Raw genomic sequence first — 19263 nt, forward strand, 5'->3', positions numbered from 1 at the left:
CTCTTTATGCTTTTATATAGTTAAAAATATCATTTTTTTTAATTTTATATACTTGAATATATTAATAAATACTAGTTATTGAAAATTTATTCGGGTTATTGATTATACGGCTAAAATTTCTTCGCAAATATACAACACTGTTAAGTTATAAAAAATATTTAAATTATTAATAATTTATGAAATAAAAGAATGAACCGAATTTCATGTTTAATTGGTGAAATTTGTATATGTAAAGGTGTTTTTGGTTTTTTTGTCTTTTAGCAAACAGTTGTTTTTTACCTATTTTGAGCGATAAGCTATGTTTTTTGCAAAAATTTAACGAATTGTTCCAAACCCGCGAAGAACTAATTTTTGAAATTCAAATAATAAAGAAAAATTGTTATACAGCTTTCTTTGGTTGCTTCTTTTTCATTTACTACAAGTTATTTTCTGAAAAATGGAGAGATGAATCATCCATAAAAGAAAAGTTGTGAAATAAAAACTACAGGTTCTAGATACAGAATTAATTTACAAGGATAATGAGATCATAAAAAAGGAGCCTAGTCTCACTTTTTTACAAAAACTATTTACGCTTATGAATGTGGTACGCCATACGTTAATACTTTTCACGGTACTTTTTGGCTTGGTAAGCATTCCTTCTGCTAATGCCCAGGTCATTACTACGGACATGCAAGTCAGCATGGTCGTCGATAATGTAACTCCCAATGTCGGCGAAAGGGTCGTTTTCACTTTAACAGTCCAAAATGATGGTAATTTACCGGCATCTGGGGTAATTGTGAACAGTACGTTACCTAATGGACTCACTTATGTAAGTGATAATGGTGCTGGAGATTACGATCCTTCATCAGGGAATTGGGGGCTGGGTATCATGGAATCCGGTGCAAGTGAGTCCCTGGAGATCACAGCTGAAGTGAATCCTGCGGGAAACTATACCACATCAGCCTCGGTAAGTGCTAACCAGAATGATAATTTCCCAGGTAATAATACATCGAGTGTTACACTATCTCCAATAGCAGTGGCTTCTACTACGCTAATTCAGACAGTGTCCGATGATTCACCGCAGTTTGGGGATGAGGTTACCTTTACGATCACGTTACGAAATGATGGTCCTTCCACCGCAACAGGTGTGGTGATGGAGGGTGTATTGAGCAATGGGCTGGAGTATGTGTCGAGCAATTCAAGTTCCGGCAGTTTTGATCTCGGGGAGGCAAGCTGGACGGTGAACGATCTGGCGGCAGGAAACCAAGCGGTGCTGAATATAGTGGCCCTGGTGCTGCAGCCCGTCAGCGAGGACTTTACCTACCAACTTGACGCTACCATTTCTTCACAGAATGAAGAGGATCCGATTTCTGATGATAACAGTGCTTCACTCAGCATATCCCCAGTAGCAAGTCCATCATGGTCAATTACCAAGTCGGCAACAGATCCTTCTTATGCTGCAGTAGGAGATGAGGTCCGCTTTGACATAAGTCTAGCGAATACCGGAAATGTAAATATTGAGGAGATTCAGTTGATGGATGGCTTGGTGGATGGGCCACCGGTGCTTGTCAGCGGAGATGATAATGATGATGGGGTATTGAACCCGGATGAGTCCTGGACGTACGAAGCAGCTTATACCGTTACCCAATCCGATATCGACAATGGAAGCATAACCAATGCTGTAAGTGCCTCTGGAAATCCTCTTCGAGGCGATCTTAGCGATACTTCAGATGAAGTCACGGTGGATGCGGAACAAGACCCAAGTTGGACCTTGACCAAGACAAGTAGTACCATTCCAAATGAATATACCACTCCTGGCGATGACTTGACCTATGAAATAACGGTCGAAAATACCGGAAACGTATCCATCAGTAATGTGCAGGTAAATGATCCTTCCGTAACCGGTGGCCCCACATTCGTTGCGGGTGATGAAAACGGGAATAATGTACTGGATGTAGGGGAGTCTTGGACCTATTCGGCCACCTATGATGTAAGCCAAAGTGATATTGATGCAGGAGGTTTTACCAATACCGCTACTGCCACTGGAGACCCCGCAGGAGGTGTGTTGGATCCAGCTACTGACAGTGAAACCATCTCGGGTGTACAAACTCCTTCCTGGACGCTCTCCAAAACCAGCTCCACGAGCCCCAATGAATACACTAGCCCTGGCGACCAACTTACCTACCAGGTATCCTTGGAAAATACGGGGAATGTCTCCATTGACAATGTAGAGGTAAATGATCCTTCTGCTACCAGTGGACCGGATTTAATTACTGGTGATGATAATGGAAACGGCGTATTGGATGTGGGGGAATCTTGGACGTATGAAGTTGGCTATACGGTTACGCAGGCAGACATTGATGCAGGTGCATATACCAATACCGCCACTGCTTCAGGTACGCCCGCAGGAGGAAGTCTGGATGACATCAATGATAATGAAACCATTCCTGCGGTTCAGACACCATCATGGACGATCAGCAAAGATGCTACAACGACCACAGGCTATACCAATCCCGGTGATGTCGTGAATTATGAGATCACCGTTACCAATACCGGTAATGTCTCTATTGATGATGTAGCAGTCCTCGATGCACAAGCTTCCAATGGGCCAACGTACAGTTCTGGGGACAGTGACAATGACCAGGTACTTGATGTAGATGAAGTTTGGATTTTCTCTGCTAGCTATACGGTGACTCAGGCAGATATAGACAATGGAAGCTATACGAACACGGCTTCTGCTTCCGGGGAACCTGCGGGAGGGGATTTGAATGATATTTCAGATGATGAAACTGTCCCTGCCAATCAAGAGCCGGCCTGGACCATTGAAAAAAGCACTGAAGAAATCAACTATACCCAAGTGGGGCAGGTATTGAATTATACCATTGAAGTGACCAATACCGGTAATGTTTCCATTTCAGGCATTGACGTAACCGATCCGCAAGCCAGCAGCGGGCCAAGCTATTTATCCGGTGATGATGGATCGGATGGTGTCATGGCTCCAGGAGAGACATGGCAGTTTTCAGCTACCCATGAGGTAAGCCAGGAAGACCTTAACAATGGTTCCTTTACCAATACCGTCACTGCAGCAGGAACACCCGCAGGAGGTGAACTCGACGAGGTCAGTGATGAAGTGACGGTACCAGCTGTAAAAGATCCCGCCATCCGAGTGCTTAAAGTGGCCGATAAAAGTGGTTATAGCCAAGTGGGAGAAGAAATCACCTATACCATTTATGTGCAAAACAGCGGAAATGTTTCCCTTTCTGATGTCACCGTGACTGATCCACTTACGAATTATTCCGATAATATTGAGGTGATCAATTCTGGAGAAACCATAGAATTCACCACCACCTATACCGTCACTCAAGAGGACATTGATAATGGAAGCTTAACCAATACTGCAGAAGTCATCGCTACGGACCCTGATGGAAATGAACTCCCAAGTGAAGACAGTGAAGTCATTAATGCATCCCAAACGCCTAAAATTTCATTAAGCAAAAATACCAGCCAAACAAGCTATAGTACGGTAGGAGAGGTGATTACCTATGAAATTGTAGTAGCCAATACCGGAAATATCACCATTGAAGATCCAGTAGTCGATGATCCACAGGCAACTACTGGACCAACGTACGTCTCCGGAGATGATGATGGGGATGGAACCCTTGATGTAGGAGAATCTTGGATATACACCGCCACCCATGAAGTCACTCAAGAAGATATCGACGCAGGAAGCTTTACCAATGCCGTTACGGCAAATGGTGACCCGGCTGCAGGTACACTTCCAGAAGAAACCGCCAATGAAACAGTGGATGCGGAGCAGTTACCGAATTGGACCATCGATAAGACCAATACAAATCCCTCCAATTCCTACGCACAGCCCGGTGATGAGTTGACCTATGATATTGTGATAGAAAATACCGGGAATGTCTCCATCAACAATGTGAGTGTTTTTGACCCCAAAGCTACTTCCGGCCCTACCTATGTATCAGGGGATGATACCAATCCAGATGTCTTGGATGTAGGTGAATCATGGACTTATTCAGTCACTTATACGGTTACTCAAAAAGACGTTGATAATGGTAGTTATACCAATACTGCTTCTGCCAGTGGAAACAGTATCGGTGGTACATTGCCGGATATTTCTGATGATGAAACCGTACCTGCCGAAATATTACCTAGCTGGACGGTCACCAAAACAGCCGGACAGCCTACTTACCAGACCGTAGGGGAAAACGTCACCTTTACCATAGCGGTAGAAAATACCGGAAATACCTCTATCCTTAATCCCGTAATAACGGATCCAATGGCTACTTCCGGCCCTACTTACCAATCGGGTGATTCGGATGGTGACGGACAAATCGATCCAGACGAAACCTGGACATATCAGGTGACTTATCAGATTACCCAAGAGGATATCAATAATGGCAGTGTGACCAATACAGCCACTGCGTCAGGAGATCCGAGCAATGGAACATTGGATGATGCCACGGATGAGGAAACCATCGATGCGGTACAAGTTTCCGAGGTGAACATTGACAAGTCGGTATCACCTGCCACGTATGATACCCCTGGTGAAGAAATCCAATTTACCATCGTGGTATCCAATACCGGAAATTTGCCAATAGACAATGTGGTGGTTACAGATCCGCTTTTAGGTATAGATGAATCTATCGGTACCCTTGAGCCAGGTGAGAACAGGACCATTACCATTCCTTATACCATTACACAGGATGATATTGATAATGGTAGTATTACCAACACTGCCACTACCAATGGGGATGACCTGGATGGAAACCCCGTGGATGATTCGGATGATGCTACCGCAAATGCAGATCAAAATCCAGCCGTTTCTATTGAAAAGTCACTTGTAGACCAAGGGTACACTGGTGTGGGGGATGAACTAAACTATACCCTCTCGGTTACCAATACCGGAAATGTCACCTTGACCAATGTGGTGGTAACGGACCCCCTTACAGGCTTAAATCAGACCATCCCTGAGTTGGCTCCAGGGGAGACGGTAGAAATTCCCGTGACCTATATTGTGACTCAAGCGGATGTGAACAATGGCTCTGTGACCAACACTGCTGAAGTGACGGCTGATGACCCTACAGGACAGCAGGTCGATGACGATGAAGTGACCATTAATGGCGGGAAGACTGGCCAAGTGAACATCATCAAAACCGCTGATGAAAGCGCTTTCTATCAAGCTGGTGATACCCTGCATTATAATATAGCTGTGATCAATACGGGTAATGTGGACATTACCGATGCCACGGTGACTGATCCATTGACTGGATTTACTCAAGATATTCCGCTCCTTGAGGTGGGAGATACACTTCAGTTTACAACAGCGCATATCGTCACCCAAGAAGAGGTAGATGCAGGTTCAGTGGTCAATACAGTAGATTTTGATGGTACCGATCCAGATGGGAATGATGTGGAGGATACAGATGAAACGACTACCAATGGTGCCAAAAATCCAGAACTGACCGTAAACAAGTCTGCAAATCCTGATGACTTTACCAGCGCTGGTGAGGTTATTACCTATACCATCACAGTGACCAATACGGGTAATGTTACGGTGACAGATGTCGTGGTAACGGATCCGTTGACTGGAATGAATGAAACGATCCCAACACTCGCTCCGGGGGAAACGATGACCTTTACCGAGGAATATACGGTGACCGAAGCGGATGTGACCAATGGATTCATTACCAATACGGCCACTGCAGAAGGCCAAGACCCTGACGGCGATGATGTGATCGATGATAATAGCCATACCATTCATCCTTCTGGTGAAGATAGGCCTGAATTGACCATCACCAAAGAACTTGAAGAATACGGATACAGTGATGACGGACAAATCCTACATTATACCATTACGGTAACGAATTCCGGAAATGTTCCCCTTTCAGACATAACAGTTACGGATCCGTTGACAGGACTGAATCAAACGATAGCCACCTTGGCCCCTGGTCAAAGTGAGGAGTATGACGTGACCTATACGGTCACACAGGAGGATGTCGATGATGCGGTCATATCCAATACCGCCTCAGCCGAAACCGACACTCCAGTCGTGCTGGCAGACAGTGACACCAAGATCATATATGGTACGCAGACACCTGATATTGAACTTAGAAAAGGGGTGCGAGAAAAAGGGTATAAGTCGGTCGGAGATGTATTGAACTATGCCATCCTTGTAAGAAATGAAGGCAACGTGACCCTCAGCAATGTAGAAGTGACGGATCCGTTCATGGGGATTGACCAGACTTTTACCACTTTGGCTCCTGACGAACTAGAAAGGATTGACTTCACCTATACGGTCGTGCAGGAAGATTTGGACAGGGGATATGTAGAAAACATAGCCAACGTTACCTCTACCGCTCCCATGGGAGAAATCTTGACAGATGTGGATACAGTCAGGGTATTTGCTGCCCAAAACGCACAATTGAGCTTTGAGAAATCCGCTGCGCAAACTTCATATGCGGCTGTAGGCGATGAAATCAATTATACCATAACCGTTAGCAACACCGGAAATACTTCTTTCTTTGATTTGGTGGTTACGGATCCTTTGACCGATTTAGACACCAATATTGGTACTTTGGCACCAGGGGATGAGGAGCAGTTGACGGCTACTTATACTGTGACGCAAGCGGATTTGGACAATGGGAATGTGACCAATTCAGCAGCAGTGGATGGGGTGGATTATGATGATAATCCAGTAAATGAAACCAGTACGGTGGTCGTGCCCGCAGTACAAAATCCTCAATTAACCGTTACCAAAACTCCTGATATCGAATCATTTGACCAGCCTGGTCAATTGATCAATTATGACATTACAGTTACCAATAGTGGTAACATTACCATCAGTAATATCAACGTCACTGACCCCCAAGCATCCAACGGGCCGGATTACCAATCAGGTGATATTAATGATGATGGCATCATGGAAGTGGGAGAAACCTGGAGCTATACGGCAGATTATACCACGGTTCAGGAAGATGTGGATAATGGCGGATTTACCAATACAGTGACTGCTACGGGAACACCCGCAGGCGGAAATCTCAATAACGGAACGGCGTCCGCTACAGTGCCGGCCGTACAAAGCCCTTCATGGACCATCGACAAATCCAGTACTACTTCACCTAATACCTACAGTACTCTTGGTGATCAGCTGACGTATGAAATTACCGTGCAAAATACTGGTAATGTTTCGATCGGAAATATTACTATTTCCGATCCTGGTGCCGATAATAGTCCTGTTTTGGAAGGGGGAGATGATGATGGGGATATGGAACTCGACGTGGGCGAAACATGGATTTTTGAAGCTGCCCACACCGTGACGCAAGCCGATTTGGATGCCGGTAGCTATACCAACACGGCCACTGCGTCCGGAAATCCGGCAGGCGGCAGCTTGCCAGACATCAGTGATGATGAAACGGTGCCGGCTACTTTAGATCCTGCATGGACCTTGACAAAAGTCAGCACCACCCAGCCAAATTCTTTCAATGGTCCAGATGACTTGCTGAATTTTACCCTGCAACTGGAAAATACCGGTAATGTGACGATCAGCAATGTCCAATTGATGGATGATCAAGTAAGTGAAGGGCCGGTTTATCGAGGTGGCGATACCGATCAAGACGATCAGCTGGATGTGGGCGAGATTTGGAATTATTCCGCCAAATACTGGACCATACAAGCCGATGTGGACAATGGTGAGTTTGTCAATGTCGCCACAGCAACAGGGTCCGTTAATGCAGGTACCTTAGAGGATGCTGTCGGTGAGGCTACCGTTCCAGCGGTGATCAACCCCCAATTGACCATTGATAAATCCGTAGAGGAAAGAGGGTTTACCGCACCAGGTGAAGTGCTCAATTACACGATAACCATCACCAATTCAGGAAACCAGACCATTTCCGAAGTTCAGGTAGTAGATCCTTTGACAGGCTTGGAAGAAAACATTCCGGCCATGGCACCTGGAGATAGCTTCACTTATAATGAGCTATATACAGTGACCCAAAATGACTTGGACGTAGGTACCATCGAAAATACAGCCACAGCAACGGGAACTGTTCCCGATGGAAGTCAGATATCCAGTGAGGATACCGAAGTGATCAATGGGTCCCAATCACCTGCTCTGGACCTAATCAAGGGAGTTTCTGAAAATGGATACATCAACGCTGGAGAGGTGGTCCACTATACCTTGGTGACGCAGAATACAGGCAATGTCACTTTGTTTGATGTCACCATCGTAGATACCTTGATCAACCAGAATATTGAAATTGGACAACTGGATCCGGGAGAAAGACAACGTTTCGAGGAGCCTTATACCATTACCCAGGAAGATGTGGACAGGGGGGAAATCGCCAATACGGCCACGATAACAGGTACCGATATCAACGGCAATGAATTGACGGATTCAGATTCGGAACTGCTTATAGGAACACCATTGCCTGGCATGTCAGCTGCTAAGGCCAGTTCTACCCCAAACTATGATGCAGTCGGAGATACCATTCACTATACATTTACGGTTTCCAATACTGGGAATGTCACACTCTCCGATGTTTTGGTGGATGACCCAAATGCAGAAGTTACCAGTACAAATCCTATTTCATCAATTGGCCCAGGAGATCAGGTCGTATTGGAAGGGGAGCATATTGTCACTCAGGCGGACTTGGATGCCGGGAAATATACCAATCAAGCCACCGCAATAGGTGACGATCCTTTTGACAACCCGATCAGCGCCACTACCAATAGGGTTACGGTGCCCGCTATACAATCGCCGCAATTGACGGTTACCAAAGCTACGACTACTGCAAATTATGACGAAATAGGGGATGAAATTGATTATACCATTTCCATAGAGAACACAGGGAATGTCACCATAACCAATATTAATGTCACCGATCCTAACGCCACGTTCTTGAGTGAAACGACCATTGGCCAGTTGTCACCGGGAGAATCCATTACCCTAAATGCTGAACATGTCGTGACGCAAGCCGACCTGGATGCCGGTGAGTATGCAAATACCAGTAAAGCCACTGGTAAAGATCCAAACAATAAAGATGTCACGGATAATTCCAACCAAGTCATCGTTCCTGCCATCCAGCAACCAGCAATGGAAGTGGTGAAATCATCCACGCAAACTACTTACAGTGCTGTTGGGGAAATTATCCCTTACACCATCGTGGTCACCAATACCGGGAATGTCACCATGCATGATATAGAAGTGACCGATCCGAAGGCTGAAATTATGTCTGGTAGTCCTATTTCCAGCTTGGCACCAGGTGCTTCTGCTGAAATCATTGCCCAGCATGTGGTGGTACAAGCCGACCTTGACCAAGGAATATACATTAACCAATCCACTGCTACAGGAAAAGACCCAAAAAACAATACCTTATCGGTGGTGTCCAATGAAGTCACGCTGACTGCCATTCAAACTGCTTCCTTCATTATTCGTAAAGCCACCACTACGCCTACTTATGATGCAATAAACGATGTGATCCTGTATGAACTTGAAGTGGAAAACACCGGTAATGTAACGCTTCATAATATAGTGGTCAATGATCCAAATGCCGAAATAACCAGTGGAAGTCCTATTGTCACCTTAGGGCCAGGAAAAATCGCTAAGCTTACTGCAGAGCACACCATTACACAGGCGGACTTGGATGCGGGCAGCTATACCAACCAGGCCACTGCCTCAGGATGGGATGTCAATGATGAGCAAATCACCAACACTTCAAATGAGGTGACGGTAACGGCCATTCAGTCACCAGAGATTAGTATTACCAAAACAGCTGATCCAAAAAATTATGAAACGGTAGGAGATGAAGTAGATTACACGATAGTCGTTGCCAACACCGGAAATGTGACCTTAAGCAATGTGACTACTGTCGATCCACTTACTGACTTGGACCAATCCATTGTAAGTTTTGCTCCTGGAGAGACCAAAACTTATTCCACTTCCATCATCATAACCCAGGAGGATATTGATACTGGGGAAATTACCAATACGGCTTCTACCACTGGCATTGATCCAAACGGGGATGAAGTAAGTGACAGTGATGATGAGGTGGTTACAGCGATCCAGTCTCCGTCCATTGTGCTGACCAAGGAAGGCGATAGATCGACTGTTTTCGAAGTAGGTGAACGAATCAACTATACGTTTACGATTACCAATAACGGTAACCTGACCCTTGCCGATGTGGTACTAACCGATCCGCTTACGGGTTTAAGTGAAAATGTGGCGAGCTTAAATCCAGGTCAAACTTTAACTTTTAATGATAGCCATGTGGTGACCCAAACGGATTTGGACAATGGTCAGATTCCGAACACAGCCACTGTCAGTGGTACAGCCGCCAACGGTACACTTGTCAATGATTCCGATGATTTCTTAGTAATGGCCGATCAGGTCAAAGCCATTGAGGTGACCAAAGCGGGAGATCGATTTACGTATGATGAGGTGGGACAGGTGATTCATTATGAGTTGACCGTTACAAATACCGGAAACGTTACCCTATTCAATGTCACCTTTACAGATCCACAACTTGATTTTGAGCAAAACCTAGGGGAATTAGCGCCTGGGCAGACCAAAACATACAGGGCGTTGGAATATGAGATTACACAAGCTGATTTGGATAATGGCAGCTTCTTGAATACTACTACGGCCACTGGAGAGGCTCCGGATGGAGAAGAACTCAGTGATGAGGACTTCTTCAAAGCTGATGCATTACAAGCTGGGGTGATCGGGATAGAAAAATTCGGAACACCAAGGTATTTTACCAAGGCCGGTGATCAGATCACCTATACCGTTAATGTGATCAACCAAGGTAATGTCACCTTAACCAATGTTCAAGTCACTGATCCCATTACCGGATTGAATGAGACCATTCCAAGTTTGGCGCCTGGGGAATATGAAACGTTCAATACCCTATATTCCGTAAGCCAAGCGGATGTCGATAATACCTCAATGCTAAATACGGCCACGGCCACAGGTGAAATGCCAGATGGCGATGAGGTCAGCGATTTTGATGAATTCCGCGTGTATGCCTACAGTGCGCCGGCCATAGAAATCACCAAAGAGGCGAATGTCAACACGTTTACAGCTGCAGGGGATATCATCGAATATACCTTGATCATAGAAAATGTAGGCAACCAGACGCTCACCGATGTAGAAGTGACGGATCCTTTGACAGGCTTTGGCCAAGATATCGATACCATGGAGCCTGGGCAGGTGGAAACTTTCAGCACCAACTATGTTACCACCCAAGCAGATGTGGATAGGCGGGAATTGATCAATACGGCTACTGCAACAGGAACTGCACCAAATGGGGATGCAGTTTCCGATGAGGACCGCGCAGTGGTGGTACCGCTGTGGTCTGCCAGTCTGGATCTTCAGAAAACAGCTGACCCGATTTTGATCCGTCAGGCTGGGGACGAAATCACCTATACCTTTGTGCTTACCAATACCGGTAATGTTACGCTTTCAGAAGTTAGGATAGCTGATTCATTGATTGGTGCGGAACAATTGGTAGGTACCATGGCACCAGGAGCGTCCCAGACTTATACGGTCACTTATCAGGCCACTCAAGAGCAGATCGATAATGGAAGAATCACCAATGTGGCCATAGCCACTGCAGTGGCTCCAAACGGCCAAAGTGGAACCGTAGAGGACCGTGCCATTGTCTTGGTACGGCGATCTGGGGATATCCAAGTGACCAAGACTGCCGACATTGGTACCGTCAATGCTGCTGGAGAAGTGATCAATTATGCTATTGAGGTGACCAATATTGGTAATGTCACCCTTTTGGATGTGGAAGTAACCGATCCGCTTACAGGCCTTACTGAAACCATCCCTAGCTTGGCCCCATCACAAAGCGAACAGTTTAACACGACCTATACCGTTACCCAAGACGATATGGATGCAGGTGAAATATCCAATATCGCCATGGCCACCGGAACCACCTCTTATAACCAAGAAGTAAGCGATGAAGATGAGGAAAAAGTACTCGCAAAACGGTCTGGGGAAATTACAATAGAGAAACTTCCCCAGATTCCGTCCTTTGCTTTGGCAGGAACCACTATCCCTTATGAAATCACTGTAAGCAATAATGGAAATATAACCCTTACGGATGTCATCGTAACCGACCCTTTAACAGGCCTTAACCAAACAGTGGGTACAATGGCCCCCGGTACCAGTCTTACCTACGAAACCGAATACTTAAGTACCCAGGCAGATTTGGACAATGGTGTGGTGACCAATGTGGCCACTGCCCAAGGCAGAACCCCCAACAGTTACCTTTTGATAGATAGGGATACAGCGAATGTACCAGGTGAGCAAACAGCAGATGTTACTTTGGTAAAAACTGCTGATAAAGCACAGTATGTTACCGTAGGTGAAGTGATTAACTATACCTTGACGGTGACCAATACAGGCAATGTTTCCTTGACCAACGGAAGCCTGACCGATCCACTGACAGGAGTAAACCTCAATGGAGGGGAACTGGCTCCTGGTGAAACCAAAGATTTTAAGGCTTCCTATACGGTTACCCAAGAAGACCTAAACAGGGGCACTATCACCAATACGGCCATTGTCATGGGCAATGCCCCTTCTGGTGAACGCGTGTCGGATGAGGATACATTAGTGCTCAATGGCGTACAGGATGCTGCTATTGACCTGACTAAAGCAAGTGACATAGACACATTCGATCAAGTAGGAGATGTCATTCGGTATGTGCTCACCGCAAGCAATACAGGTAATGTGACACTCTATGAAGTAACCATAACGGATCCTTTGACAGGCTTGGAGGAACCAATAGGTTCACTGGAACCAAATGAGCGGAAAAGCCTCGTTACACGATACACCATTACCCAGGAAGACTTGGATGGCGGACAGGTAGTGAATGAGGCCCTTGTTATTGGTTTGGCACCGAGTGATGAATCAGTGACGGACAGTGCTACCGTGACGGTAACTGGTGTACAATCACCGGCGATCGACCTGACCAAAACCTCAGCTGTCAATAATTACGATGCAGTAGGAGATGTGATCAATTATTCCCTAACCATAGAAAATACCGGAAATGTTTCGTTGACTGCTGTCCAATTAGAGGATCCACTTGTGGACATCGATCAGCCAATGGACGATTTGGCTCCTGGGGAATCCACGTCTGTGTCCGCAACTTATACGATTACCCAAGATGACCTTGATGCAGGTGCTGTGATGAACACCGCAATGGTAATGGGTGAAAGCCAATTGGGAGATCCTGTTTCTGATATGGATTCGGTAAATGTACCGGCCATTGTCCAGCCTTCTATTCAACTGGAAAAAACTGCCAATGTGGTAAGCTATGACGCGACAGAGCAAGTCATTTCCTATACCTTGACCGCTACCAATAGTGGAAACGTAACCCTTGACAATGTTATCATAAGTGATCCACATAATGATTTCGAGCAGAATGTCGGTACGTTGTTGCCAGGTCAAGACACTACCCTGACCAGTACTTATGTGGTGGTTCAGGAAGATTTGGACAATGGAAGCATCACAAATTTGGCCAGGGCAAATGGAGAAGATCCATTCGGGCAAGCCGTCAGCGATGAAGCGACTGTTGTCATTCCTGCCGATCAGGTGTTAGCATTGGATATTGACAAAACTGTTACTCCAAAAACATATTCCTCTGTAGATCAAGAGATAACATATACCTTGACGATTGTCAATGAAGGGAATGTTACCCTGAGCAATGTGCTTACGGATGACCCCAGGACCGGCTTTAGTCAAGTGACTCCAAAATTGGCTCCGGGAGATACCGCGACATTTATAGTGCCGTATCTCATTACCCAGTCCGACTTGGACCGTGGACGTGTTGACAATGAGGCTACCGCTGAAGGAACTGCTCCTGATGGCAGTAGGGTAGATGATTCCGATATGGCGACCATTGTTGCGAAGCAATCCCCAAGTATTGAGATCCAAAAATCCGCTGAGCCTAGAAGTTATATTGCCCCTGGAGAGGTCATTTCATACACCTTGGTAGTGACCAATGATGGTAATGTCACCTTGCAGGGAGTGAATGTAAATGATCCCCTTACCGATTTCAACCGTTTTGTGGTGGCATTGGCACCTGGGGAATCAAGGACATTCACGACCAGCTATACGGTCGATCAAGCAGATATCGATGGAGGAATCGTAGAAAATACAGCCACTGCGGACGGCAAAGCACCAGATGGAGAAAGAGTTTACGATACGGATACGGTGCGGGTATATGCCCTTAGAGCAGGAGTTATAGAAATAGATAAAACCGCTAGTCCAAAAATATTTGATGCTGCAGGCGACGTAGTTACTTACACTGTCACCGTTACCAATTCCGGTAACTTGACCTTAAGCGATATTGTCGTGACTGATGAGAAAATTGGATTTAGCGATGCGCTTCCAGTGCTAGCTCCTGGTCAGTCCCAAAGCTATGCAGTGGACTATAGTCTTACCCAAGCCGATGTCGATGGATTGGTAATGGTAAACACCGCTTCGGTAACGGCCGTGACCCCCGATGATGTGGAAGTGGAGGATAGTGATCAAGCTACGGTGGTCGCCAGAGGAGAAGGAGCAATAGAGCTGACCAAAACCTCGTCGGTAAAAGTTTATTATTCTCCTGGACAAATCATTACATATACCATTGAGGTAGAAAATATTGGAAATGTAAGTTTATCGGATGTATCGGTGGTAGATCCTTTGACTGACCTTGAAGAGCGTCTGGGTACCTTGGCACCTGGTGAGGTGGTGACCATTACAGAAGAATATACCATTACCCAGCAGGACATCGACAATGGCAGGGTTCTCAATACAGCCAACACAGTAGGTACTACTCCTTCGGGAAGGTTGGTGCAAAGTGAGGATTGGGCATTTACGGAGTCCTTTAGGTCCCTGGACTCTGGACAGATCCTGGTAAGTAAAGAGGCGGCCCAAAAGACCTATGATGAAGCGGGTAATGTGATCGAATATGAAGTCATCGTTGTCAACTCCGGAATTGTCACCCTTACCGATATCCATGTCACAGATCCGCTGACGGGAATGGAGGAAACCATTCCTACCTTGGCGCCCAATGACTCCCTTGTTTATACCACAAGCTACACCATTCTCCAAGAGGATATGGATGTCGGAGAAGTGACCAACACGGTCCATGCCGACGGAACAACACCAAACGGAAGGGTAGTAGAAGCTATTGATGACGCTATTGTTCGAGGTTTGCAGGCTTCTGCAATAGAACTGGTAAAAACAGCCAGCCCTAAAATTTACCATTTGCCAGGCGATGTGATTACTTATTCTTTGATCGCCCAAAATACTGGTAACACTACGTTGGCAGATGTGGAAATAACGGATCCATTGACCGGATTTACAGCTACCGAAGAAAGCCTAGCCCCTGGAGATTCGGCAGTTTACAGGACGACTTATACTATTACGCAAGCAGATATTGATGCAGGAAGGGTAGTCAATACAGCGAATGTCACGGCCTTTGATCCGGCTCAGGTAAGGATTTCCAGTGAAGATGATGCACGGGTATTAGCCTTGAGGCTTGGCAGATTGGATGTGGAAAAAGTAAGCAATACGCCAAATTACTCTGCACCAAATGATGTGATCGATTATACTGTCACCGTCTTAAACACAGGAAACGCTACGCTTATCTCTGTGAATGTGACCGATCCATTGACGGGAATGGCAGAAATTATTCCGCAACTGAATCCAGGGGAAAGTATTTCCTTCAATACTGCCTATACCGTCACCCAAAATGACCTAGACCGAGGTGAAGTGGCCAACACCGCCACGGCTATAGGATTGTCACCGATAGGAAGGAAAATAGAAGTTAGTGATGATGCTGTGGTACCTGCCGTGGAAATGGGTGCCATATCCCTATCCAAAACATCAGATGTACCGGATTATGACCAAGTTGGTGATGTCATTACCTATACGTTGGAAGCGACCAATACAGGAAATGTGACATTGAACAGCGTAAGCATAGCGGATCCACTGACGGGGCTAAACCAAGGAATAGGCAGGTTAACTCCGGGTCAATCTGCGGTCCTCGAAAGTGCTTACACGGTCAAACAAAGTGATTTAGACAATGGACAGATCACCAACACCGCTACTACTGCTGGCAATACACCAGCTGGAAATACAGTCAGGGATACGGCCAATGCTGAAGTAACGGCTGTCCAACTTCCGGCCATCAGCCTTACCAAAATCGCCAATAAGGATACGGTGGCTCAGGTGGGAGAAAGGATCAGCTATACCTTTACCGTAACCAATACCGGAAATGTATCACTGCACGAGCTTTCATTGATCGATTCCATGACCAATTTCTCTGAAACCGGAGCATTGATGGCGCCTGGACTTAGCGTGACCTTGGAAACATCCTATGAGGTAAACCAAGCCGATCTCGATGCTGGCATAATTCAAAATATCGCTTTCGTGGAAGGTTTTGGTCCTGATGAAATCCGTGTGGCATCTCAGGATACTGCTTGGGTGCAGGTCAGCCAAGTACCAGCTATATCCATTGTCAAAACAGCTGATAAGGATACCGTTTTGGAAGCGGGTGAAACCATCCAATATTCTCTAAACATTACCAATACCGGTAATGTAAGCTTGGAGGATGTCACCGTAAATGATCCTTTGACAGGTTTAAATGAAATGATCGGAGTATTGACTCCTGGTCAAACCACAAATGTACAAAGCAGTTATACCGTAACGCAGACGGATATGGACACAGGCAGTATTGACAATACTGCAGTGGCTTCGGGCTCGTCCTCTGCAGGCATTACGGTTGCTGATGAGGATTCGTATCAGGTAATTACGGCTCAGCAAGCTGCTATTTCACTGAGCAAAACGGCCACTCCAACAACCTATGATGAGGTGGGAGAGGTGATCACCTATACCTTGACCGCTACCAATACGGGCACGGTAAGTCTTACTGGAGTGACCATTGAGGATCCCAAAACTTTCTTCGTGGAAGATATAGGCAGTTTGGAACCCGGTGAATCGGCCATTACTGAAACCACTTACACAGTGACGCAGCAGGACCTCAATACAGGTAGTGTCAATAACGTGGCGAATGTAAAAGGTACAGCCCCATCAGGTGATGATGTCCAAGCTGAGGATAGTGCTCTTGTGACCGCTAGACAATTGCCACAAATTATCATTGAAAAATCTGTGGATAAGCAGGAAGTCTCCGAAGCTGGTGAGGTGATTACCTATACCTTGGTCGTTAGCAATGCTGGAAATATTGCGCTTACAGCAGTAACGGTCAGTGATCCAATGCTCAATTTAGAAGAAGTAGTGGGCAATTTGGCCGTTGGAGAAACCGTCACCTTAACGGCACAATATACGGTGACCATTAACGATCTTGCATCGTCTACAACATTGATCAATACAGCTACTGCAACGGGTGAAGGCATTAATGGTCAAATGGTGGAAGACACTGATCAGGCAGAAGTCCAAATCGGATGTGTTGACAATACCTTGGTGACCGGACGCATCTTTAATGAGCAGACGGATGCTCCCCTGATCAATGTACCGGTTATTCTGGTTCCTGAAAACAATGCTCCAGGTGAAGGTTTGATGGTGCTGACCGATGATTCGGGGCAATATAACTTTGAAGGAGTGGGATCAGGTCGCTATACGTTAATGGTCTTTGATAGGAACATTAATAAAACCCAAAACCTCTATCCTGTCAATGGTAATTCCAGAAACATTTCTGTGCAAGTCTGTTCTTACCTAACGTTTGACTTCCCATACGCAGCAACAGGCATTCCAGTAATCAATGGTTACGTTTGGTATGACCTGAACAGTGACGAGATACAAAATGAATGGTTCGATGCCAACGGGGACGGTGAAGTCACACAGAATACACTTGTGCCTGGAAGTGTTGTCAATATCAGCGATTGGGAGTGGTTTGACTTTAATGGGGACGGCAGCTATGAGGGTCCAGAGAATGAAGGAGAACTGAACAAAGCAGGCTTTGGTAATCCTCAAGGAGCCAATATCGAGATAGAAGGGCCAAATGGTTATTACCGTAAGGCTACTATAAATGCCTATGGTTTTTGGCAACATGCCTTGGAGAATGCTGATCCTTTCGGTGAATACACCATTACCTTGGTTCCTGACAGTACTTTTGCCCGAAACGGCATAGGGCTAGCTGCCACAGGACTGGTGACAATGCTGCCTAATAGCGGGGCAAGACTCTCTGCGGTCCAGGAAAATTTGATCTGTGAATTTACCACAGAGCAGGTACTGGCTAAAATGGTAACACCAAGTGACGTTCCGGATTTTGATTATGGTTTGAGCTGCCGATTGGAGGAAGAAGAGATTATTGCCAATGATGATGACTTTGGAGAATTTGTCCTTAGTTATGATGGCGTATTGGGCGATGTGCTGGACAATGACTTGTTTAATGGTGAGTCTGCGAGGCCAGAAGATGTCACAATAGTGGTCACCGATAATGACGGACTTTTGGGGCTCAATGTGGCCGCTAACGGAAACCTTACGGTGGTGCCTGGTGTCAATGAGCCAAGAAGCTATGAATTGGCTTACGATCTCTTGGAAACTGGTGATGAAGAGAACTTCGATTCGGCGATCATTATTTTCACCTTGGTGAACGATGAAGTGGACTTGACCATCACCAAAACGTCCTTTGATGCCGAAATTTATGAAGGCGATGAATTTGAATATGAACTGGTAGTGACCAATAACCATGATACCGACGCTACCAATGTGATCATCAGCGATGTGCTTCCAGATGAATTGACCTATTTAGGTTCTGAAATCACCACAAGCAGTGCTGATGTTGTCGTCAATACGAATGTGAATGGCCAGCAATTGGCCTGGGCTATGCCAGTCCTTCCTATGGGTGGCGTGGTGACCATTACGATACAAGTGGAAGCGGGGAATCCAGCGACCATTACCAATACAGCTGAAGTTACCTCCTTCGAAGATGATGTTAATCCAGAGGATAATACTGCCACGGACATCAATGAGATCAATCCGTTCAGGATACCAAATGTGATTACGCCAAATAATGATGGGGACAACGACACTTTTGAAGTCCTTGGTCTTGGCAAATTTGATACCAACAGGATTACGATTTTCAATCGGTACGGGGACCATGTTTTGGAAACAGAGAACTATCAAAACGACTGGGATGCCCCAGGGCAAGTAGCAGGTACTTATTATTATATCCTTTTATGCTATGATGAGGATGGTACCGAGCATGAGTTTAAAGGCTGGATTCAGGTTATAAAAGATTAAGC

1 protein-coding gene is annotated in these 19263 nt (G+C 45.8%); it reads left to right on the forward strand.

Going from position 1 to position 19263, the window contains the following annotated elements; translation table 11 throughout:
- Positions 1–574: 574 nt before the first annotated feature.
- On the forward strand, positions 575–19261 hold the full coding sequence (locus tag FDP09_RS15035) for a DUF7507 domain-containing protein (protein ID WP_137403453.1): 18687 nt from the start codon (positions 575–577) through the stop codon (positions 19259–19261).
- Positions 19262–19263: the final 2 nt, after the last annotated feature.

The organism is Echinicola rosea, from assembly GCF_005281475.1.
Taxonomy (GTDB): domain Bacteria; phylum Bacteroidota; class Bacteroidia; order Cytophagales; family Cyclobacteriaceae; genus Echinicola; species Echinicola rosea.

Coding starts and splice junctions, on each gene's coding strand:
- FDP09_RS15035 (WP_137403453.1), top strand. CDS start 575: ATGAATGTGGTACGCCATACGTTAATACTTTTCACGGTACTTTTTGGC.